This is a genomic window from Pectobacterium sp. S5 (assembly GCF_051707265.1).
In the GTDB taxonomy this organism is placed as follows: domain Bacteria; phylum Pseudomonadota; class Gammaproteobacteria; order Enterobacterales; family Enterobacteriaceae; genus Pectobacterium; species Pectobacterium polare.
Genome location: NZ_JAULSZ010000003.1, coordinates 285,088 through 307,009 on the forward strand (window position 1 = coordinate 285,088; position 21,922 = coordinate 307,009).

The 21,922-nt window shown below is 50.1% G+C and carries 20 protein-coding genes and 1 pseudogene; 4 read left to right on the forward strand and 17 right to left on the reverse strand.

The genetic code is table 11. The features are described from left to right. Window positions 1-23 precede the first annotated feature (23 nt). The 11 genes and pseudogenes from QWJ20_RS13720 to QWJ20_RS13770 all read right to left on the reverse strand — a co-directional run bounded on the left by QWJ20_RS13720 (window position 24) and on the right by QWJ20_RS13770 (window position 12,899). Window positions 24-1,640 (reverse strand): acyl-CoA dehydrogenase family protein, encoded by a 1,617-nt coding sequence (locus QWJ20_RS13720; RefSeq protein WP_433992751.1) that lies wholly within the window; start codon window positions 1,638-1,640, stop codon window positions 24-26. 369 nt (window positions 1,641-2,009) lie between these two features. Continuing rightward, window positions 2,010-2,336, reverse strand: coding sequence for a DMT family transporter (locus tag QWJ20_RS13725; RefSeq protein ID WP_224073132.1), 327 nt, complete (start codon window positions 2,334-2,336; stop codon window positions 2,010-2,012). A 17-nt stretch (window positions 2,337-2,353) separates the two neighbouring features. Beyond that, window positions 2,354-2,770, reverse strand: a complete 417-nt coding sequence (locus QWJ20_RS13730; protein WP_219680700.1) for a DMT family transporter — start codon at window positions 2,768-2,770, stop codon at window positions 2,354-2,356. A 45-nt stretch (window positions 2,771-2,815) separates the two neighbouring features. After that, complete coding sequence (gene cutD, locus QWJ20_RS13735; protein WP_433992752.1) at window positions 2,816-3,766, reverse strand: choline TMA-lyase-activating enzyme; 951 nt, start codon at window positions 3,764-3,766, stop codon at window positions 2,816-2,818. An 89-nt stretch (window positions 3,767-3,855) separates the two neighbouring features. Continuing rightward, window positions 3,856-6,231, reverse strand: a pseudogene (gene cutC / locus QWJ20_RS13740) (choline trimethylamine-lyase); the annotation flags it as partial. A gap of 648 nt (window positions 6,232-6,879) precedes the next feature. Beyond that, window positions 6,880-7,569, reverse strand: a complete 690-nt coding sequence (locus QWJ20_RS13745; protein WP_433992753.1) for an SDR family NAD(P)-dependent oxidoreductase — start codon at window positions 7,567-7,569, stop codon at window positions 6,880-6,882. Window positions 7,570-7,634: 65 nt separating this feature from the next. Then, window positions 7,635-8,102, reverse strand: a complete 468-nt coding sequence (locus QWJ20_RS13750) for a YhcH/YjgK/YiaL family protein (RefSeq protein ID WP_433992754.1) — start codon at window positions 8,100-8,102, stop codon at window positions 7,635-7,637. A gap of 62 nt (window positions 8,103-8,164) precedes the next feature. Continuing rightward, window positions 8,165-9,352: a sialidase family protein gene (locus QWJ20_RS13755; RefSeq protein WP_433992755.1), complete on the reverse strand. Its 1,188-nt coding sequence runs from the start codon at window positions 9,350-9,352 to the stop codon at window positions 8,165-8,167. Between the two features lie 3 nt (window positions 9,353-9,355). Continuing rightward, window positions 9,356-10,771, reverse strand: coding sequence for a sodium:solute symporter family protein (locus QWJ20_RS13760; RefSeq protein WP_433992756.1), 1,416 nt, complete (start codon window positions 10,769-10,771; stop codon window positions 9,356-9,358). Window positions 10,772-10,809: 38 nt separating this feature from the next. Further along, a complete protein-coding gene (locus QWJ20_RS13765; protein ID WP_039470120.1) occupies window positions 10,810-11,694 on the reverse strand; it encodes a dihydrodipicolinate synthase family protein in 885 nt (294 codons plus the stop codon). Between the two features lie 68 nt (window positions 11,695-11,762). Further along, the gene (locus QWJ20_RS13770) at window positions 11,763-12,899 is read right to left on the reverse strand and encodes an iron-containing alcohol dehydrogenase (RefSeq protein WP_174869503.1); all 1,137 of its coding nucleotides are present in this window, start codon (window positions 12,897-12,899) and stop codon (window positions 11,763-11,765) included. Between the two features lie 236 nt (window positions 12,900-13,135). Between QWJ20_RS13770 and dtnK the strand changes: the two genes are divergently transcribed. From dtnK to QWJ20_RS13790, 4 genes are all read left to right on the forward strand, one after another. After that, entirely contained in the window at window positions 13,136-14,464 is a 1,329-nt protein-coding gene (gene dtnK / locus QWJ20_RS13775) for a D-threonate kinase (protein ID WP_433992757.1), read from the forward strand. After that, window positions 14,457-15,437 carry a D-threonate 4-phosphate dehydrogenase gene (locus tag QWJ20_RS13780; protein WP_109411706.1) on the forward strand — a complete coding sequence of 327 codons (981 nt, stop codon included), beginning with the start codon at window positions 14,457-14,459 and terminating at the stop codon, window positions 15,435-15,437. Before dtnK ends, QWJ20_RS13780 begins: the two co-directional genes overlap by 8 nt. 143 nt (window positions 15,438-15,580) lie before the next feature. Continuing rightward, window positions 15,581-16,405, forward strand: a complete 825-nt coding sequence (locus tag QWJ20_RS13785; protein ID WP_095700569.1) for a DeoR/GlpR family DNA-binding transcription regulator — start codon at window positions 15,581-15,583, stop codon at window positions 16,403-16,405. Between the two features lie 16 nt (window positions 16,406-16,421). Next, window positions 16,422-17,105 carry an HAD-IB family hydrolase gene (locus QWJ20_RS13790; RefSeq protein ID WP_433992758.1) on the forward strand — a complete coding sequence of 228 codons (684 nt, stop codon included), beginning with the start codon at window positions 16,422-16,424 and terminating at the stop codon, window positions 17,103-17,105. Window positions 17,106-17,147: 42 nt separating this feature from the next. On the opposite strand, the gene QWJ20_RS13795 is transcribed toward QWJ20_RS13790, so the two are convergent. The 6 genes from QWJ20_RS13795 to QWJ20_RS13820 all read right to left on the reverse strand — a co-directional run bounded on the left by QWJ20_RS13795 (window position 17,148) and on the right by QWJ20_RS13820 (window position 21,716). After that, the gene (locus QWJ20_RS13795; protein WP_095700567.1) at window positions 17,148-17,723 is read right to left on the reverse strand and encodes a TerD family protein; all 576 of its coding nucleotides are present in this window, start codon (window positions 17,721-17,723) and stop codon (window positions 17,148-17,150) included. Between the two features lie 72 nt (window positions 17,724-17,795). Continuing rightward, window positions 17,796-18,374, reverse strand: coding sequence for a TerD family protein (locus QWJ20_RS13800; protein ID WP_095700566.1), 579 nt, complete (start codon window positions 18,372-18,374; stop codon window positions 17,796-17,798). A gap of 52 nt (window positions 18,375-18,426) precedes the next feature. Beyond that, window positions 18,427-19,470, reverse strand: a complete 1,044-nt coding sequence (locus QWJ20_RS13805; RefSeq protein WP_095700565.1) for a TerC/Alx family metal homeostasis membrane protein — start codon at window positions 19,468-19,470, stop codon at window positions 18,427-18,429. Window positions 19,471-19,495: 25 nt separating this feature from the next. Continuing rightward, window positions 19,496-19,951 carry a tellurite resistance TerB family protein gene (locus QWJ20_RS13810; protein WP_433992759.1) on the reverse strand — a complete coding sequence of 152 codons (456 nt, stop codon included), beginning with the start codon at window positions 19,949-19,951 and terminating at the stop codon, window positions 19,496-19,498. 23 nt (window positions 19,952-19,974) lie between these two features. Beyond that, window positions 19,975-21,135 (reverse strand): TerD family protein, encoded by a 1,161-nt coding sequence (locus QWJ20_RS13815; RefSeq protein ID WP_433992760.1) that lies wholly within the window; start codon window positions 21,133-21,135, stop codon window positions 19,975-19,977. Then, window positions 21,135-21,716: a TerD family protein gene (locus QWJ20_RS13820; protein WP_095700562.1), complete on the reverse strand. Its 582-nt coding sequence runs from the start codon at window positions 21,714-21,716 to the stop codon at window positions 21,135-21,137. Before QWJ20_RS13820 ends, QWJ20_RS13815 begins: the two co-directional genes overlap by 1 nt. Window positions 21,717-21,922: the final 206 nt, after the last annotated feature.

The window sequence follows — 21,922 nt, forward strand, 5'->3', positions numbered from 1 at the left end:
TAGGTGAAATGTTAATTGACTATTTATGACATAGCGTAAAGCTCTGAAGTAAACTCTTCTGTGTAATTAGGGGTAATGATTGGTGCGGTAATTAACTCAATTGGTGGAGTAAGTATCTTCATCAAATAATTTATCTTTTCTATTGTCGGGTTAATGACATTGAAAGATAGAGTGTCTGACATATATGGTGTAAAGCTATTGCTGAGATCTTGTAGCATATCACTATCTAAAATGCCTGTTTTTTGGATGTTTTGAATAATAAGATCTAGTGCGTAGGTATAGGTAAGAGCCTGTGCTTCTGCATGGGTGAATCGGCGCTGATTGCAGGCGGTGACAACTTTCTTTTCTATTTCTTGTGCGATGTTTTCTGGTTTAATGTCATGATTTTTAAATCTATTTAATCCAATCATATATTTGGCAATCTGATAAGACATGACGGAGTTATCACCGGCAAAGGTAATATTAGCCTCATAGTCAATCTGCATGGACATAATTTGGTTGTAGTGATGTAGACCCTGAGCCCCGCACATCGCCCGGCATTTGCGTAGGATTTCCAACCCGAGTGATGACCCTAAATATTTTCCGACTGCGACTAAAATCTGCAATTGTTTATGCGTGCTTTTATCTTCCCAATTTATTTTGAATTGCTCAATGATAACATTATTCAAAATGTGCAGAGAGAATGCCTTGAGTAACTCGGGGTATAATCGTTGACAAAATAATGGTTCCATAATTAAGGTTTGATATGTTGGCTTTAATGATGTGACTCGGTGTTCAGAAAATTTATAGGTAATATAAAGTGCGGCTGCTGCAGACAGGCTACCGCTGCTCAATGGAAAAATGCGTTCCTGCAAAAAGGTTTCAAACAGCGATGCGAAACGTTGGGATTTGGACGTCTGACTATAAAACACGCCATCGGAAGTAATTTCAGAATGACGTTGCATCATCGCCTCAAGGGGCAAACTGACCTGATTAAACCGAAGGCCGGAGATTTGATATCCTTCCACACCGCCTTTGGGGTCGCAAGAAATAGCACTGATGCCAGTAAGTAAACTCTCACCTTCTTTATCTCTCAATGGTACTCGAAACCAATGAATACCTTCATCACGATCGTTAACGATCAGTCTCGCCAATACCATGCCGACGGTAGCGGAATAAAGTGCATTTCCTATCCAGAATTTCGCAGAATCAGGGGTTGGGGAATCGAGTATCAGTCTGTGCTGTAGATGATCGTAAGTGACGGTAGTTTTTATATTGCGTAAATTAGTACCACAGGCTATTTCTGTGCAGCAAAAAGAATAGATACGATCTAAGTTAATTACCTCATCTCGATACTGTCTTATCTGACTGGGGCTGGATTGCGTAAATATTACATTTCCTGCAATGAGGTGTGCCGCAAGGGATATGCCTAATGATAAATCTAACGTGCCGAATAAAGCGACGTTTTTACAGAGTTCATCAAACTGCACTTGGTTTTCTTGCCCCAACCACATTTCGTTATTAATCAGACCTTCTTGAAAAATAACCCGCATTCTTTTTACCGTTAATTCCATATAATCACGTGATGAAATATGATGCCTTACTCTTGGGTCAAATAATTTCATTTCTATGATTTTATTAAATTTATCATTACAAGACATGCTCACCATCCGATAGAGTATTGGATATAGTATTAAATAAATATATGGGGTTTCTCAATAACAAGAGTTTTTCAGTATAGTTGTGACTTTGTTTTGTTCAAGGGGAAATAATCATTCGTCGCTATTAAGTAGGGTGCATATTATTAATTTAATTGTGTTTGATTTTTATTAATGAATGATTTCATAAAGATGGATGGTTTTATTTTTTATTTTTTTAACTTTCATTTTAATATTTTTATTAAATATTATGCTACCTGCCGATAACGGTTAACGAGTGTAGAGGGGCCTGAGTGGCCCCGCGATGTAGATACCGTAGTGCTGGGCGGGACGATAAGTTCTCATGATGGAACGTAATGAAATCAATACCTTTTACATACTCGAATACATATTCATGATAATTCCCCCGCTGATAATTAATGCCATAGAGAATAGGGCCGGGAGATCGGGTTTTTGTTTATAAAGCAGCATCGAAATAAACGTCACGCCGACGATGCCAAAACCGCACCATAGGGAATAGGCAACCCCTACGGGTAAATAGCCCATTGCACGCGTTAACGAGAAATAACAAAGGCAGTAAGCCAGAATCACGACAATTGAGGGGGCGCGTTTTTTGAATCCATCGGTTTTTTTTATCATCGATGTGCCGGTAATTTCTGAACCAATGGAAAGCGCCAGCCAGAGAAATCCGTTTAACATGATGAGCATCCTTATTTTTAATGAATGATTTTTGTGTTCAATGGCGGATTTTGATCGCTGTCCGTTAGTATTTCTGGCTGTTCATCAGCGCCCATTTTAGAGAAAATATTCATGATTACTATGCCAGTGACAATCACGCTCATACCAATGATGGCCGGAGTATCAGGACGTTGGCCGTAAAAAATAATACTGAGCGTCGAAACCAATAAGATGCCCGTGCCGGACCAGGTTGCATAGGCTAATCCTACCGGAAGATGTTTTACGGCTTTTGACAGCGAATAATAGCAGACGCAGTACAGCAGAATAATCACCCCTAATAACGCTATTTTTGTTATCCCCTGACTATCATCAAACATTTTTAGCGTGGATGTGGCTGACGTTTCTGACAGGATAACTAATAACATCCAAAGCCATGATTGCTTTCTAAGTGACATATATTTCTCCTGACTTATGTTAAGAATACCTATCCGGTTTTCTCTTTAATGACGAACCAGACGAATATCGAAATCAAATTCGTCAAAGAAAATCTCCAAACGATTTAACTCTTCTTCGTTGTAACTGGGATCCTCTTTTATTGGGTAAATCATGCCCAACCTTTCGTACTTTTTACGGCCTAACTGGTGGTAGGGCAGCACGTCGATGCGCCGTATACTGCCGCGCTGTGCCAGCGTCTGAACATAGTGAATGGCGTTGGTCACCGCATCGTACGAATCGTTATAGCCGCGAACGAGTGGCATACGAATGACGATATCGGCTCCCAACCCGACCAGATGTTCCAGATTACGCCGTATGTTTTCATTCCCGATGCCAAACAGCGTTTTGTGCTGCTGGGTATCAATGTGCTTGATGTCAAAAAGGAATAAATCCGTTACGGCGGCTAACCTGCTGTAGTGGGATTTTAGGGTCGTGCCCTGTGTTTCTACTGCGGTGTGAATCATCATGCGCTTGCAGGCGGTGAGCAGTTCGACAGCGAAACTCGTTTGTAGGCTCATTTCCCCACCGCTAAGAGTGACGCCACCGCCAGAGGACATATAAAAAGGATGATCCTGCATGATGATTTCCATCAGCTCTGCAACCGTCATCTCTTTTCCCATGACGTCTAGCGCACCTGACGGGCATGCTGTTTCACACTTTCGGCAGCCAATGCAGTCCGCTGTGCGATCGAGATGATGGTGCCATTGGCCCTTGCTGTCTGCCTGCATGCGGTGAACGCCAGTCGGGCAAACGTCCGCACATTTGCCGCAGTCTACGCATTTATCCTGAGAAATCATGATTTGATAGGCGCTGCTGATCCCTTCCGGATTCGCGCACCAGGGACAACGGATATTGCAGCCTTTCATAAAGATCAGCGTGCGGACGCCGTCTCCGTCGTAGATCGAATATTTCTGAATATTGAATATTCGCCCCGTGGTTTTCTGCGCAGGTTTCATTGTTATGCCTCCTTCTGTCACTGTAAGCTTCCTTGCTCGACAATATTCTGTGGATGTCTTTAGGCCCTGTGGCGATCAGAACTTGTCGATCAAAACTTATCGATCATGGTGCGACTGATGATCTCATTCTGAACTTCCTTGCATAATTCAACGAAATAGGCGCTATAACCTGCTACGCGCACGATCAAATCACGGTATTGCTCCGGTGTTTGTTGGGCTTTTCTCAATATTTCATCGTCAACGTAGCTGAACTGCATTTGCCCATTACCCAGAATGGACGACGTTCTCAGCAGAGCGATCAATCCATTACGGCCTTCTGGGGTATCCAGCATGCCTTTAAGGAGTTTGAAGTTATGCACCATGCCGATATTCATGCTTTCGACGTTCAACTTGCTGACGGATTTGATAGCGGCAGTTGGGCCTTGGGTATCCGCCCCTTGTGTCGGGCTGATACCATCGGAAAGCGGCATCCACGCCAGTCGGCCGTTAGCGCTGGCTGCCGTCAGTTCACCAATTGGCGTGTTGTTTGAGATCGACAATGTGCCGTGGCTAAACGTGGAGTAGAGCATCTTGTACTGACGGCACGCTTTTTCCGTCCATTCCGTGAGATCCCGCGCGAGCTGATCGACTGCGTTATCATCATTGCCGTATTTTGGGGCATTCAGGCAGTCTCTTCTGAGTTCGTCATAGCCTGAAAAATTCGCCAACAGGCCATCACGTAGCTGTTCCAACGTGTATTGACGGTCTTCATAAACGAGCTTGCGAATGGCTGCCATGGAGTCAACGTAAGTCGCCAGTCCAGAGAAAATGAGCCCCGGCCCGTGATTGACGAGAGCGCCACCAGCAGCTACATCCCGCCCTTTTTCCATACAGCCTTCGACCAGCAGGGACATCAGCGGTTTGGGGGCGACATCACGATGCACGCGCTGGCTGATCACCGTGCCAATCGCGGACAGGCGGATAATGTGCGCAATCTGTGTTTTCACTGCGCGATCAAAAGCCTCGAAGGTATCCAGCATGCTCAATTCGCCAGTGTCCAGTCCCTGAATGCGATCAAACAAGATCATACGGCCGCGGTTTAAGACAAACTCAATGGCAATGGGCCACTGGGTGTAGCCCGTGGAGGTCCACTGATAAATGCGGCCTGATTTTTGTGGTTCAACGCAGCCCATCAGGCAGTAGTCGCGCGCATCTTCAAAATCGAAGCCTTTGCGCAGCATCATCTTGATATGGGAATCATCGAAGTGGCAGGCTGGAAAGCCCATCCCTGATTTAACGACGTCGACAATTTTTTCCAGATACGCCTGAGGAGATTGGTTATGAATACGGCAGGCCAGTGACGGCTGATACACCTTCACGAAGCGCACCGCATCCATGATCAGGTAAGTCAGGTCGTTACAGGCATCGCCTCCGCTACGCTTCTGCCCGCCAACTGTCAGGTTGATGAACGGTTGATAGCCTGCGAAATATTTCGCACCGCTTTCGCTGGACATCCACATCAGCTCCGCACATTTCAGAATGAACATCTGCATCATTTCCAGTGCCTGTTCGCGCGTCAGGCGACCGGATTGAATGTCGGCTTCATACATCGGGTAGCAGTATTGATCGACACGCCCCAGTGAAATCCCTGTCTGGTTCTCTTCCACTTCAAACAGCGACTCCAGCGTCCAGATACTTTGCAGCGCTTCCTGCAACGTTTTGGGGGGATGAGCTGGTACGTTCTCGTTGACTTCTGCAATGGCCAGAAGTTCAGCTCGCCGTGAAGCGTCACCTTCCTGTGCCGCCAGTTCGCGTGCGCGTGCCGCGATGCGGCGAGCATAGGCCATGACACCGTCGCAGGTTTCAATTGCGGCCTTATAAAAATAGATACGATCGATATCCTCCGGTTCTTCCCTATCAAGCTGGGCCAGATGTGCCTGTGCGTCGGCTTTGATGCCCTCCATACCTTTGGTAAACAGCAGCACATCGTAGCCGGGGCAAGTGTCGCCGCCGCCGTTGATCTGATGGTAAGAAAGATCGCTGACGAAGGTTTCTCCACTGAATGCCCAGACGCCCGCTTCACGGTATTGCGTCTCGCAAATTTCATCCAACGAGCGACCTTGCCAAAACGGGACTATCTCGTCACGGATGGTTTTTTTGTCTTCTTCTGAAATTTGAAAAGGATCCTGAGGGCGGGTGCTCATGGTGTCCAGTTCGTCACGTACCCAGCGCCAGGCAATATCGGGAGAGAACGCCCCCGCACGCGGTTTACCGCAGGGATGGCCTACGATCAGTTCTTCATCCTGAATCAGTATCGGTGCCGTTTCGCAGGCTTTACGAAAGGATTTGGCCCGTAACAGAATCGGTGGCAGGCCAGGATTGTGCTTTGCCACCTCGGTGAAGGCCAGTGCGCGATAAATAGAAATACTGGGGTGTGCCTCTAAATAGCGGGCGCGAAGACGCTGCATGCGTGGTGTAAGGGTTTCTTGTTCCGCTATGCCAGATGATTTTTTTATGCCACTCGGCGTAATCATTTTTTCATTATTCAATATGCTATTATTGAACGGGAAATTATTTTTTTCTGGTGCTAACATGTCATTATCCATACGAAAATTTCCTGTTGTTATTTGTCCGATTAAATAAAGAGCGGCAGAGTGAATTCAATGTGTCATATCTGAATGGTGTAATAGGCAGAAAATATCTAGTTAAATTTCTTATGACTATTCATGGTGGTGTTGTTTTTTATTTTTTGGCTATTTTATTTTAATTATCAGTATTTTAATTTCACTTTTTTATGTCGTCATTCAAAAGTGAATAGTTATTATTAGTTGGCGAATTTTTTACACTTTCTGTTTTTATACGTTAAGAATAGTGTAGGTGCTATTTATATAATGGTGGTTAATAATGGCATTAATAAGTTGATTGAGATCAACTCATTCTATTTTATTGGACGGTGTGTTTTTATTATTTTTTTGTTAATTATTTCGAATGGATGTGTTCATAGTAATGAAAGGGAATAATGTCTCTCTACAACAGGCGAGTGACATGGGGACAAGAAGCGGGGAAATAATTCAGGCCAATCTCCGTTTAAGAATATTGGCCTGTAGTTATGTAGTTATGGAAATCGTGATGGCTTACAGCGAGGCACCGCCGCACATCACCAACTGCTGCCCGGTAATGGCTGCGGCAGACGGGGAGAGCAAATAGCCCACCAGATCGGCCACTTCCTGTGGCTGGATGAAGCGCCCAATCGGCGGTAGCTTCGGCGGAGAACTCTGGCGGCCCGGCATCGTCAGCATCGGTGTTTCCGTTGCGCCCGGCGCGACGATGTTTACCGTAATGCCGCGCGGAGCCAGTTCCGCTGCCCAGCTTCTCGCCATGCCGATCATCGCGGATTTGGTGGTGACGTACTGGCTGCGTCCTGCTGAACCGCTCGATGTGCGGCTGCCCAGCAGCACAATTCGGCCACCTTGCGGCAGCTTATCGACCAGACGGTCGGCAAGCACCTGCGCCGCGTTGATATGCAATCGCCACAGTGTTTCACCGTCTTCCAGCGAGAGCTGACCGAGCGGGGCCGCTTTCATGATGCCAGCGGCATGGATCACGGCATCGACCTGTGTAATCTCGTCCAGAATAGCCGTCAGCGCGGGCGTATCCATGATATCCACCGCGCGGTGGGTAAAGTGTGGATGTGAATAGTCACCCGGCTTGCGTGACAGGCCGGTTACCCGCCAGCCTTCCACCAGTAATTTTTGTGTGATGGCGGCACCGATCCCTGAGCTGCTACCGGTAATCAGGGCGTGTTTAGGGGCTGTCGCTGACATGAGATGTGTCTCCTTAATACGGACTTAATGGCTTTGATGCAACCGTTCTGATGCAACCATTTTAATTACAATAACGTGACGGGGATTTTAAACACGGCTTTTTTGACCGGGGCAGGGCTGTCGTTAATCGCACACAGAGCCTGATGAGCTTCGCCCGGATAGAACGTGACGAAATCGCCTGCCCGCAGGTGGATCTGATGCGGCACCTGTGGATTATCCAGAATATAGAGATCCGGTTTACGTTCAGTCGCGGGCTGACCATGCACATCATTCAGACCGTAACCGATAATCTCCTCGCCTTCCAGAATCAGTTGAATATCGAGGTAGTTGCTGTGAAATTCGGTATGTCGTGTGGCGCGCGGTGCGGTGTTCACGGTGCCGATGTTGTAGAACCAGTCGGCCCCTTCCGGCTGATAACGGCCTTCGGGCAGCGCATTCAGTTCAGCTAACGACATGCCCGGTGCGGACAGAATGGTCCACAGCGCGTCTGGCAGCGTGGCGAGTTTGAGGGCGTTGAGGTTTCCTGAAATCATAATAGTATCCTGAAGATAGCGGGGGAGAGCCCCCCGCTGACAAAGAGAAAAAGTAGCGTGGTTTAGTTCGCTTTGACCCACTCCTCACTCACCACGACATGCTTGATCGCCTGACGGAAGTAGGTGAATGCCACGTGCAGCTTGCCGTCCTGCGCCTGTTTGACGCTGGGGTAAGAGAACTCGCGGTTCAGCTTCTCCGTGGAGTTATTGGTCATGCAGTAACCGTCACCCACTTCGATATTGCGCTGCCACGGCCAGCTCTTACCGCCGTCTTCCGAAATGGCGAGCGTCATCGGGGCGCGTGGGGCACCCCAGAAGGCGCCACGGCCACCGGCTTGCACTTCCGGTATTTTGGCATCGCTGGCTTTGTCTTCTTCATCCTCGATTTCATCGTACAGCGACAGACGGCGTTCGGTGGCATCGGCGGCGCTCATATGGTTGAACACCAGCGCCAGATGGCCATTCTCCAGCGTCGTCACCTGAATGGACGAGTTGTTGTTCGGCAAGTTGGTCGGCACGGGATCCGACCAGGTTTTACCGCCATCCGTTGAACGGCTTTGGTAGATGAAATCAGCCCAGCGACTGCGGTACAGCGCCAGCAGCGTGCCGTCGTGCAACAGGGTGATGTTCATATGCACGCAGCCCGTGCTGTTTGGCACCGGGTATTCCTGCCAGGTTTTCCCCTGATCGCTGGAAATTTTTACGGCGCTGTCATCATCGTTACCGACCCATTTCTCACCCGGCTGAACGCGGCAGTAGAACACCGGCAGCAGCCAATCGCCGTTTTTCAGCACGGTGATGGGCTGGCGGATGAAGGTACCCGGCTGATCGAGCAACGTGCCGATCTCGCCCCAGGTCGCACCCAAATCCGTAGACTGGCGGTAGCGCACAATCGCGGTGTCCTGATTACCGGATTTCTGCGCGGTGTACAGCAGCCACAACACGTTGTCCGGCGCGAGGAACAGAACTGGGTTCTGTTCAGAACGCGTAGCATCTTCAGACAGCTTAACGGCTTTACTCCAGCTATCGCTGCCTTTCACCAGACGGGACATGTAGATAGAGATATCTGCAATCCCTTCTTGGGTACCGCCAAACCAGACACACAGTACATCGCCGTTCGGCAGATGGAGCAGGTTGGCCGCATGATTCTGCGGGCATTCCGATGGAATGTAGGCATCCAGACGCGCGGCATCGCCTTCTGCGTGATGAACTTTTCCGCTACGTTCCACAGTAATGATTTCGCTACTCATGACTCAGGCTCCCGATTTATTTTCAGTTGGAGAGGTTTTGATTTTGTTCTCTTTGTTCGGAATCATGCGGTCGATCAGTATGACGACAGCAGGGGTAACCAACGCGACATACATGTTATCGATGCCGTATGGGTTGCCGAGAATATACCAAACAGAGGTGACTACGCAGGCGGAGATCAGGCTGGCGTTTGCACCGCGGGTGCTGCCGAAGAACGGCAGGTAGAACGCAATGACGGCAACCACGGAAATCGACAGACGAATGGCACGCGTAAAGAATGACAGCTTCAGGATCTCAGGGACGAACAGAACGAAGATGAGCGGCGCGAAACCTACGACAAGCGAGAGGATCCGGGTCATTTTCATTTCTTTTTCTGGCGTCGGTTTCCAGTAAGGAACGTAGAAATCCTTAATCAGCAGGGAAACGATAGCCAGTGCCACCATACTCACGCTGATGAAGATAGACGCGACCAGTGACGTGGTGACCAGACCGGCGAGCCATGGGTTCATGTCTTGCAGGAAGACTGGCATCGCGTACAGGCTGTTGATTTCAGGGTGGGCAAACTTCGCTGCGACACCGATGACCGCGATAGCCAGCGCAATCGGCATACAGAAGAAGAAGGCAACCCAGGTTGCACGTTTAGCGCTGGTGGCATCTTTCGTTGACGAAATTGCCTGAATCACGAACTGCGTACAGAAGATAGAACCGATAGTCCCGATCAGCCAGGCGAAGATGGTGCTGGCACCGAGCTTACCGTCCCACGTCCAGTAGTAATCCGGCATTTGTTCGATCATTGGCTTAAAGCCGCCGGTCATTTTCAATGCCACAAACAGAATGATCATGACGCCAACGTACTTCACGGCACTGTGGATCAGCGTGATGTAGGCCGTTCCTTTCAAGCCACCGAAATAGTAGTAGAAAGTACTGACGATAGCAGTGATCAGCGCGGCGACAGGCAGGGAGACTTTTAACACCGTGGCGATGGCTGCCGCGCCGCTGACGTAGTTGCCCACGTTAACCAGCAACAGCGCATAGATCATGATGATCGAAATGATGTTTTTGGTGCTGGTGCCGTATTTCTCGGCAATCGCGCCGGAGATGGTGATTTTCCCGGTGTTATAAATCTTCTTCACCAGAATCATACCAAACAGCGGGAAACCGATGGCGGCACCAATCACCGACCATGATGCGGCAAAGCCGTTCTCAAAGGCGGACTGTGCCGTACCGATGGTGGATTTGGCACCGATGAACTCGGTCATCAGCAGGATACCGACGATAAACGCCGGTAGCGCGCGTGAGCCTTCCATGAACTCGGTGTTCGATTTACTGCGGAGCTTGTAGGTTAACCATGAGGTGAATGCGATATAAAACACAATCATCCCAACGATTATGAGGGTGTCAGTAAAGTTAAAATGGTTCATATCTTCTCGGCCTATAAGTGGAAATTGAAATTTCTCTGTTACTGCGAGAATTGACTAAGTATGTTGCGGATGTTGTCTTCATCCTGTGCGGAAAACTGGATCGGATAGCGGCTGACGCCGACATCTTCACCCATAATCGCCAGCGCTTTTTTCACCACAGCCGGTGAGAACGCGATGGCGTACAGTGTCTTACGCAATTCGGCAACCTGTTCTTGTGCCTGACGGGAGCCTTCGATGTCACCCGCGTTGAAGCGGTGCCAAATCTGGCTGATCGGTTCCGGTGCCACGTTAGCTAGCCCAGAAATACAGGCGGAGCAGCCGTCAACAAAGCCCTGGTGAATGAGCGAATCTGGGCCATTCAGTACGTTAAAACCCTGTACACCTTTCACCGCTTGCACATAACCGCTCAGGCTTTCATAGCTGCCTGCGCTGTCCTTAATGCCGATGATGTTCGGGTGATCCGCCAGCGTGCGGACGGTTTCCGGCGCCAGCGTATTCCCCGTGCGTGCAGGAATGTTGTAGAGAAACACCGGCACAGTCAGCGCATCGGCGACGGCGGTGTAGTGGGCGATCAGTTCTTCTTGTTTGAGTGGGATGAAATAGGGGGTGATGACCGAAACGGCATCGACACCCAGCGCGGCGATGCGCTTGCCGAGCTTGATGGTTTCCCGCGTGGAGATTTCACCGATGTGGCCGACAACCGGCACTTTTCCGGCAACTTCATCAACGCAGGTTTCAGTGACGGCGACTTTCTCATCGGTATGCAGCACGAAAAACTCACCGTTGGTGCCGTTACAAAAAATACCGTTGCCGTAGCGCATCTGGCGCTGAACCTGAAGACGCATAGCAGCGGGGTTAAATTCGCCCTGGTTATCAAACGGCGTGACGATGGCAGTTAGTACGCCGGTAATATTTTTACTCATTGTTCTTCCTCGTGACACGTAATCAAAAAGATGAAAAGTTAAAACCGTTCTACCTAAACCCGCGCGCTTTAAAACAGAGTCAGATAAACCTCACGGACGTCGTCGGCGCTGACCTGTGTCGGCACGTTTTTCATCAGGCGCTGAACCTGTAACGCGGCATCAACCAGGTACGGCAGGTGGTCTTTTTCGACCCCGAGCTGCTGTAAGGTGTTAGGCAGGTTGAGTCGTTTAACCAATTCGCTGAAGTAGGTCACCAGCGCCTGTGCTTTTTCCGCTGTACTGAGCGTCAGATCGGCATCCGGCAGCAGGTCATACGCCTGTGCGAATTTCTCCTGTGCGGCGTCCTGCACGAAACGCATGCAAGGGGCGAGCAGGATGGCGTTCGCTACGCCGTGCGGGATGTGGTACTTGCCGCCCAGCGGGTAAGACATGGCGTGAACCAGATGCGTACCGGAGTGGGCAATGGCGGCACCGCCGTAATAGGACGCCCACAGCATGTTCAGCTTGGCTTCCATGTTGCTCGGCTCGCGCACGGAGGTTTCGAGGTTGGCAAACAGCTTTTTCAGGCCAATCAGCGCGTAGTTGTCGCTGACCGGGTTGGCAATCGTCGAGGTGAAGCACTCGATCAGGTGGCAGAGCGCATCGATACCAGTTGAAGCCGCAATATGCGACGGCATGCTGATAGTCAGCTCCGGCACCAGCGCAACGTAATCCGGCAGCATCACTGGCGTAATAATGCCGACTTTGGTCTCTTTTTCCGGGATCGCCAGAATGGCATTCGGCGTGGCTTCTGAGCCGGTTCCTGCGGTGGTCGGGATAAGCAGGGATGTCGTGCGGCGAGTCGGTTTCTCTCCTGCCAGCAGGCTATCCAGCGTGACGGTTTCATCACCCGCGCACAGCACGGAAAGCAGTTTGGCGACGTCCAGTACGCTGCCGCCGCCCACGCCGATGACCAGATCGGTCTGGATTTGATTGAGTTGGCTCAGTATCTGGGCAACGTCGTGCTGGCTTGGTTCGGCAGGAACATGATCAACCAACAGAACCTGCGGAACGGCTTGCTTAACTTGTGCGATCAGCGCCTGAACGTCAGGCAGCCCGACGATGTTTTTGTCGGTGACAAATAAAACGTGCTGTTTCCCTGCCAACAGGTGACTAATGTCCTGAAGTACCCGGTAACCGCTGAGGATAGTGCTATTGATGTTCATGCTTATTACCTTGCCTTTTCTCTTTCGCCAGAGCGTTATCGCTATGATGATAATGGTTGCGATGGTGATTACTTTCAGTCAAATGACGTGGTTCTCATCACGTCTAAACGCCATTTGCCACATCGTGGTGATAATTTATAGGTGAAATTCCTTTTAAATAATTTGATATTGCTCACATATAATCAAATGTGATTCAATATAATCATTATCAGGTAATCATGAACCGGGGATGAAGTATGTCAAACGTGCAGCAATCAGCAGAACAGGTATTAGTGGTCGCTGATGACTTTACGGGTGCCAATGATGCAGGCGTCGGTTTGGCGCAGCATGGCGCTCGGGTTAGCGTCGTATTTGACGTTAATAAACTGCATGCGGATTTACTGGGCGATGCGGTGGTGATCAACACCGATAGCCGTGCGGCGCGTGACGACGTGGCGTCTCAACGTACCGCCGAAGCGGTTGCAGCCTGGCAGGCCGCTGGTGGACAAGGCTGGATTATCAAGAAAATTGACTCGACGCTGCGCGGGAATGTGGGGGCGGAAATCGCCGCCGCACTGTCTGCGGCAGACGTGCCCGTCGCGCTGATTGCTGCGGCGTCGCCGACGCTGGGACGAGTGACCCGTAAAGGTGAAGTCTGGGTGAATGGCCGTCTGCTTACCGACACGGAATTTGCCAGCGATCCCAAAACGCCGGTGACCTCTGCTTCTATCGCTGCCCGTCTGGCAGAGCAAACCGCTTTACCCATGGCGGAAATACACCTTGATGACGTCCGTCAGGCCCATTTAGCCCAGCGTTTGCAGCAACTGGCGGACGAAGGCGTACGTCTGATTATTCTTGATACGGACGAGCAGGGCGATCTGACACATATCGTTGATGCTGCCAGAACGTTACCGTTTCGCCCCTTGCTGGTCGGCTCGGCGGGCCTGAGCGAAGCGCTGGCGAATGCGCAGAATTTTACGCGTAAGACAGAAAAGCCGCTGCTGGCTGTCGTCGGGTCGATGAGCGACATCGCTCAAAAACAGATTGCGGCCGTCAGGCTGCGCAGCGATGTCACGCTGGTTGAGATTGATATCAACGCACTCTTTTCAGCCGATTCATCCACCGTCATGGCATCCCGGTGTGAGGACGCGGTGAAGGCGCTGATGAAGGGTAATCACTGCATTATTCGACCCTGTCATAACGAAAATCAGCGCTTCGAGATCGACGCGCGGTGCCAGCAGCTTGGGCTCAGCCGACAGCAGCTTGGCGAAACGATCAGCCACTCTCTGGGGGAACTTACGCGCAATATTGTTCAGGCGCTAGACAGCCTGACTGCGGACAGCGCTAACCGGCGTCTGCCGGGCGGACTGTATTTATCCGGTGGTGACATTGCGATTGCTGTGGCAACCGCACTGGGCGCGACCGGCTTTCAGATTAAGGGGCAAATCGCATCCTGTGTGCCCTGGGGATACCTGCTGAACAGCGTTGTCGGCACGACCCCTGTGATGACTAAAGCGGGGGGTTTTGGCAACGAAACCACTTTGCTCGACGTTTTACGTTTTATTGAGGAGAAGGTCAGTGAGTAAAATTATTGCGGTAACGATGGGTGATCCGGCAGGGATTGGACCGGAAATTATTATCAAGTCTCTGGCCGAAGGCGAGCTTTCCGGCGCATCCGCTGTGGTGGTGGGCTGTGTACAGACGATGCAACGTATTCTGGCGCTGAATATCGTGCCAGGCGTAGAGTTGAAAATCATTGATAAACCGGCTGACGCGGTCTTCGCGCCGGGCGTGATCAACATGATTGATGAGCCGCTGGAAGATCCTCAGGCGTTGAAGCCTGGCGTTGTTCAGGCGCAGGCGGGCGATTTGGCTTACCGCTGCATCAAGAAAGCGACTGAGCTGGCGATGGCGGGTGAAGTCCATGCGATTGCCACCGCGCCGCTGAATAAAGAAGCGCTGCACTCGGCGGGCCATCTCTATCCGGGCCACACCGAGTTGCTGGCAAAGCTGACCAACAGCCGCGACTATGCGATGGTGCTGTATACCGATAAATTGAAGGTTATCCATGTTTCAACGCACATCGCGCTGCGTAAATTCCTGGATACGCTGAACCGCGATCGCGTGGAAACGGTGATCGACATGGCGGATGTCTTCCTCAAGCGCGTCGGTTTTACCCACCCGCGTATCGCCGTTGCCGGGGTTAACCCGCATGCGGGCGAGAATGGTTTGTTTGGTGACGAAGAGATCAAAATTGTGTCGCCATCGGTGGAAGCCATGAAGGCCAAAGGTATTGATGTTTATGGGCCATGCCCGCCGGATACCGTCTATCTACAGGCGTATGAAGGCCAGTACGACATGGTGGTGGCGATGTATCACGATCAGGGCCACATTCCGTTGAAGCTGCTAGGCTTCTATGATGGGGTGAACATCACCGCCGGATTGCCGTTTATCCGCACGTCTGCTGACCACGGCACGGCGTTTGACATTGCCTGGACAGGTAAAGCGAAGCCCGAAAGTATGGCGATCTCTATCCAGCTCGCCATGCAGCTGGCCTGATTTGCGGTGACGCATCACCGTTGATAGCACGGTTTTTTAAGCTACAGTGCACATTGCAGGATATCTTCCTTCCCGCGTTCGGGAAGGTTTCTGGTATCCTGCAATCAAGAAGCAACAACTTAAAATAACTCGATAACAGCAAGATGGATATCGCCGTGGATCCTACATTAACTGATGCTTTCCGCATGAGCGGGGATAAAGTAAAAGGGCAGAGCCGTCTTGATCAGATTATGGATTACCTGAAAAGCCATAATCTGGTGACGGTAGATGAACTGGTGTCCGTGATCGACGCTTCCCCAGCGACGATCCGTCGTGATTTGATCAAACTGGACGAGCAGGGCGTGATTAGCCGCAGTCATGGTGGTGTGACGCTTAATCGTTTTATCCCTTCCCAGCCGACCACGAATGAGAAATTACATCGTAGCCTTCAAGAAAAGCAGGCGATAGCTCGCTACGCCGCGACGCTGGTTAAACCGGGCAGCGCGGTGGTGCTGGATGCGGGAACGACCATGCTGGAACTGGCGCGCAACCTGACGCATTTGCCGCTGCGCGTAATTACCGCCGATTTGCAAATTGCGCTGTTCCTGTCTGAGTTCAAGCAGATTGAAGTGACGATTATTGGTGGGCGTATCGATGACAGCAGCCAGTCCTGCATTGGCGAACACGGCCGACGTCTGTTACGCAGCATTTACCCCGATATCGCGTTTATCAGCTGCAACTCGTGGAGTCTGGATAAAGGCGTCACTACGCCGACGGAAGAGAAAGCAGGCGTAAAACAAGATCTTGGCGCGAATGCCAGCCGCCGGATACTGCTGGCCGACAGCAGCAAATATGGTGCGTACTCACTGTTCTGCGTCACGCCTCTGTCGGAGCTAACCGATATCATCACCGACAGCGCGTTAGCACCCGAGGTGCAAACGGAGCTGAAAGGCAAAACGTTCAATTTGACGCTGGTTGGTGGTTTATAGGGGAGTTTTTTGACCAATGAGCACTGAGTTTAATCGCGCTCGTCAGGTTCTATCGGTCTTCGACTTCGATGGAACGTTGACCTACCATGACAGTTTTATTCCTTTTTTACGTTTCGCCTTCGGCAAGCGTGTTTTTGCTCGCCGAGTGATACATCTGGTGTTGCCTTCCGCGCGTTGTATACAGCGTAAATTGACGCGAGATGAACTCAAAGAAGAGCTCATCGCCACCTTTCTTACGGGTATCGACGTTTCCTGGATGCAGGAAAAAGCAGAGGCCTTCTGCCACCGCAAGTGGAATACATTGATGCGCAAGTCAGGCTTACTTGGCGTTGCCGCAGAACTCCATTCCGGCGCCGAAGTGACACTCTGTTCAGCATCGCCAGAGATCGTGTTACGTCCTTTTGCCGATCGACTGGGTGTCAAATTGATTGGGACGCAGCTTGAAGTGAAAAATGGCGTACTGACTGGGAAGATTAACGGGCATAACTGCCGATGTCTTTATAAGGTAGAACGCTTGGAAGGAGTGTATGGCGCGCTGAGCCAATATCATTTGCGCGCGTGGGGCGATACCCGTGGCGACTACGAGCTATTAGCATCCGCTCAAGATGCGCACTGGCGTCATTTTCACCCGCACTGGATGCGGTTCAAGCCGCTTGCAGAACGGTTGCTGCTATCGGGTGTCGTTAAAGGACATCCTTAAATAGTAATGGCTCCCCAGTTTGAACCGAGGAGCCAGTATCAATTAGATATTGACGCCGTGCTGGGACGCAAGGGCGGACAACCCACCCGCGAAACCTTGACCTACGGCCTTGAATTTCCACTCAGCACCATTACGGTACAGTTCGCCAAAAATCATGGCGGTTTCGGTGGAGGCATCCTCAGATAAATCGAAACGCGCAATTTCAGCGCCCGTATCATTGTTATATACGCGCATGAAGCTGTTGCTGACCATACCGAAGTTTTGTTTACGGGCTTCGGCATCGTAAATAGTCACGGAAAATACCAGCTTTTTCACTTCAGCCGGCACCTTCGCCAGATGGATTTTTACCTGCTCATCATCGCCGTCGCCTTCTCCAGTACGGTTGTCACCTTGGTGCTCAACGGAGGCGCATGGGCTCAGTTTATTATTGAAGAAAATAAAATTAGCGTCGGACAGTACCTTGCCATCTTCACCGACCATAAATACTGAGGCGTCCAGATCGAAAGCTTGTCCATCGGTGACACGAGAGTCCCACCCCAGGCCGACCATGGCAATATTCATGGTTGGTGCTTCTTTCGTCAGGGATACATTACCGCCTTTTACCAGAGAAACTGCCATTTTATAGCTCCTGCTTTAGATTGGATTACCGGGCAGTTTAGGCTGCCCGGAGGGGAAACAAGGTGAGGGTTATCAGGATGCGTTGATACCGTACTGTGAACAAACAGATGCCAAACCACCAGCATAGCCTTGACCCACTGCACGGAATTTCCACTCCGCATTATGGCGATACAGTTCTCCGAACAGCATTGCGGTTTCGGTTGAAGCATCTTCAGTCAGATCGTAGCGTGCGATTTCGGTCTGAGTGTCATCGTTTACCAGGCGGATGAACGCGCCGGAAACCTGACCAAAACTCTGGTTACGTGTTTGTGCATCATGAATCGTGACAACGAAAACGATTTTGTCCACTTCAGTTGGAATCAGATCTAGCTTAATTTTCAATGACTCGTCATCTCCATCGCCCGCGCCTGTGCGGTTATCGCCGGTGTGAGCCACTGAGCCGTCAGCAGACTTCAGGTTGTTGTAGAAAATGAAGTCAGTATCGCCACGCACTTTGCCGTTAACATTTAACAGGAATGCCGAAGCATCCAGGTCAAAGTCTTGGCCATCTGTTGCGCGGGCATCCCAGCCAAGGCCGACTAAGACATTTTTCATTGTCGGCGCTGCTTTGCTCAGTGAAACATTACCGCCTTTAGAAAGAGAAACGCTCATTAAATTAACCTCTTAAGTTGATATTTCAGAATTCAGTGTAAGGAGCAGAAGACTAGCTCTCCTTGTTCTCCTCAGCATCGGGTTTACCTGGGAACATGATACTGATGATAATACCTAACGCCAGTACACCCAGAACAACAAGTAGGCTGGTGGTTGCCGAGATGCCATAGCCGTGGTGCCATATGTGGTCGGTTGCATTCAGGCCAAGCTTGGCGGCAATGAAGAATAGCAACACAATAACGGCTTTTTCCAGATGCACCAGATATTGTTTCAGCGCTTCCAGTACAAAATAGAGTGTACGCAAACCAAGGATAGCGAACATCATGGCGCTATAGACGATCAGCGGTTCACGGCTAACGGCAATAATAGCGGGAACAGAGTCAAAGGCGAACATCACGTCAGAAAGTTCGACGACTGCCACACACAACATCAGTGGAGTAGCGTAAAACGCGGCTTTGGTACCACGGCCAATAGTGACGTCTTTGTTCTCTGGTTTAGCGAGTTCTTCATCCACTTCCTTCTGGTTTAACAGGAAAGCGTGGCCTCGCAATTTTGGCCAGATAGGGAAGAAGCGCTTAACTAAACGATAAGCAAGGTGCTGTGAGTAGTCTTCGATCTCATCACTATCGTCACCGCTTCTCAACATCATGACGGCGGTCCAGGCAACGATCAACGCAAAGACGATCTCCACATAAGGCCCCAGGCTGAGCAGCCCAGTCCCGATCGCAACGAAGATACCGCGGAACACGATGGCCCCGATAATCCCCCAGTAAAGAACGCGGTGGCGGTAGCGGTCTGGAACGGAGAACCAGGAGAAAATCGCCATCATCACGAACAGGTTATCTACCGACAGCACTTTTTCCAGCGCATAGCCAGTGATGAACAAGCTGGCGACCTCGGTACCGTGGTGAATATAGAGGAACCCTGCAAAAGCCATTGCCACCACGACCCAGAACACAGACCAAAGTGCAGCGCTTTTCAATGAAATCGGCTTGTCATGACGGTGCATGAACAGGTCGATAAAAATGGCCCCGATAGCCAGTGCTATGAAAACAATGACGGTTTCTGTCGGGAAGCCGATATTAGTGGACACCATAAATAACCCTTAGAGGATATTGACATCAAAGGCCGAAATCGGCCGGTTGGAACCCAAGCGCTGTTGCGATCTCGCGCACGGCATTTTGTTCTGCTGCATCGAAATCACCGTCACTTTTAGCAACAGCAATACCCACTCGCAGGGCGAGTTGTGCCGCTTCAGGCTGATCTTTGAGCGCCAGGATATATTTCATCGTTTCACCTTTTCCAATTTCTTCATCGAAATCGAAACTGGCGGCTAACTTATTAAAGAATTCAATGACTTCAGCAGTATCAAATACTTTTAACTCTTCTGATGATTTGAGAAAACCGATCATCTTCTGTTTTTCTTCTGCACTCACACCACCGCTGGATACCGCGATACGGACACAAACCGCGACAGTACCTTGCAGAAATTTCTTGTTTTTGAAGCGTCCGACCTGTTTGGTCAACTCTTCCCGGCTGGCGTTAAAGGCACCTTTAACCTTATTAAGAAAACTCATTTTTAAACCCTCGTAAAATGAAACTATTTTGAGCCCGCCTTCCAGCGGAACCCCCACCCATGTGCGTTATCCATCTCGCCGTGGTCACGGAAGAATTGGTTGATACGTTCTACCTTGATGCTTCCCCCTTCATTGACAAGACGTGCGACAGCACACATGCTGCGGTTATCTTGTCCTTCCGTCATACGGGTTTCGATCGGCGGTTGATCGGGGATATGTAGCGTGACCACGCCATCGGTTTTATCCCAGCTAGGCACACCTTCGTAGATAAAGGCGTAAATCAGAATCTGACGCAGGTTCTTCCATTCACGACCGTTGATATGCAGCCATTCGCCATCTGACACATCACCAGTACGGTCATCCCCTTTGAGCAGGACAAACGGCTCGTTCTGGTAGTCGCCAAAGCGGCTTCCCAGAGCCTGAATCACGGTTTTGTGACCATCTTGCATTTCGACAAAAGCACCGAGGTCGAGATCGACGCCCTTACTGCCACCAAACATACCTCGTAGCCCAGAAGCTTTACTTTCACGATGCCAGTTGAGGTTGATGCGGATCTCGCCGAAGTTGTCTCGCTTCTCCAGGCTAATGGCCGGTTTTTCTTTGGTGAGTGATACCTTGCTCAGGTTGATGCGGGTTGGTGCGGGAGTCGGTGCTGACGTGGGCGCAGGCGCTGCGGTAGGCGCTGGGCTTGCCGACACCTCAATACCAAAGTGCTCGGCGAGAGGCTGTAGCCCGCCGTTAAATCCCTGAGCGATAAAGCGGAATTTCCAATCGTTGTTACGACGGTAAAGCTCTCCCAGGATCAAGGCCGCTTCCAGGCGTCCTGCCAATTCGACGTTACCGTTAACCAGAACCTCATTATCAGCCTCAACTTGAATGTTGAGTCGCTGTAAGTTTACGACGGTCTGGCTGCCTTCACAGGCAACGGTGAAGGCGACTTTTTGTACGTCTGGTTTTAGTCGGGTCACATCGATAGTGAAAACGGTGTTATTCCCTTCGTTACTCAGACTGATACTGCCGTCATCGTTACGTGGCTGACCGTAAAAAACCATATCAGCATCGCCCTGTACCTTACCGGTTGAGAACAAACGGAAAGCACTGGCGTCGACTGCTGAGCCGGAAAGTATACGAACCTGCAACGTTTTATTGGGGACGGGGGCATTGCCTCCTGGGATCAAATTCATTAGCGCACCACCGTCGTAACAATATCGGCGTGCATATCACTAATGGTGCGACCACGACAGGCCTGCCCATGAGCCGTGAAATCCCATTGGCCGTTATTGCGACGCAGTGAAGAGATAACGATACCAGTATGAGAACCTTGTTCGGTCAACTGATAGCGAGCTTGTTCTTTATTGGCCTGGTCAACAACGCGGCAGAATGCATTTTCAACTTCATTAAATGTTTGGCCACGGAAGCTGTTCACGGTGAACGCCAAATATTCGACGTTTTGAGGTAACCGGTTCAGATCAACGCGGATCACTTCGTCGTCACCGTCTCCTTCGCCAGTCAGGTTATCACCGCTATGCACTACCGACCCACAGGAGGATTTCAATTTACGAAACCATACGGTATCGATTTCATTACCCGCTTTGTCGAGCAGCACGCACCCAGCATCGAGATCAATTGACGAATTGCCGCCAAATAATCCCCCTAGAAGGCCCTTCTTTTTGATTGGATCCCAGCCTAAACCAAAATGAAGATTGCTGATTGCAGAAGACTGTTTACTGAGAGAAATTGTCTGGTTTTTACTTAACGAAACCATAGCCATATTCCTTATAAAGGTATTGAAAAGAACAACGCTTTTTACACCAAAATCCATTGATGAAGAAAATCATATCATGATGTAGTTTGTGAGCAAGAAACTTTTTACCTTTTATTATTTTAAATGTATCATGCTAATGATTTTAATATGAATATTAACGAATTCTCATAAATCATCGATGGCGTATTGCTATTTTAAGCTGTTTC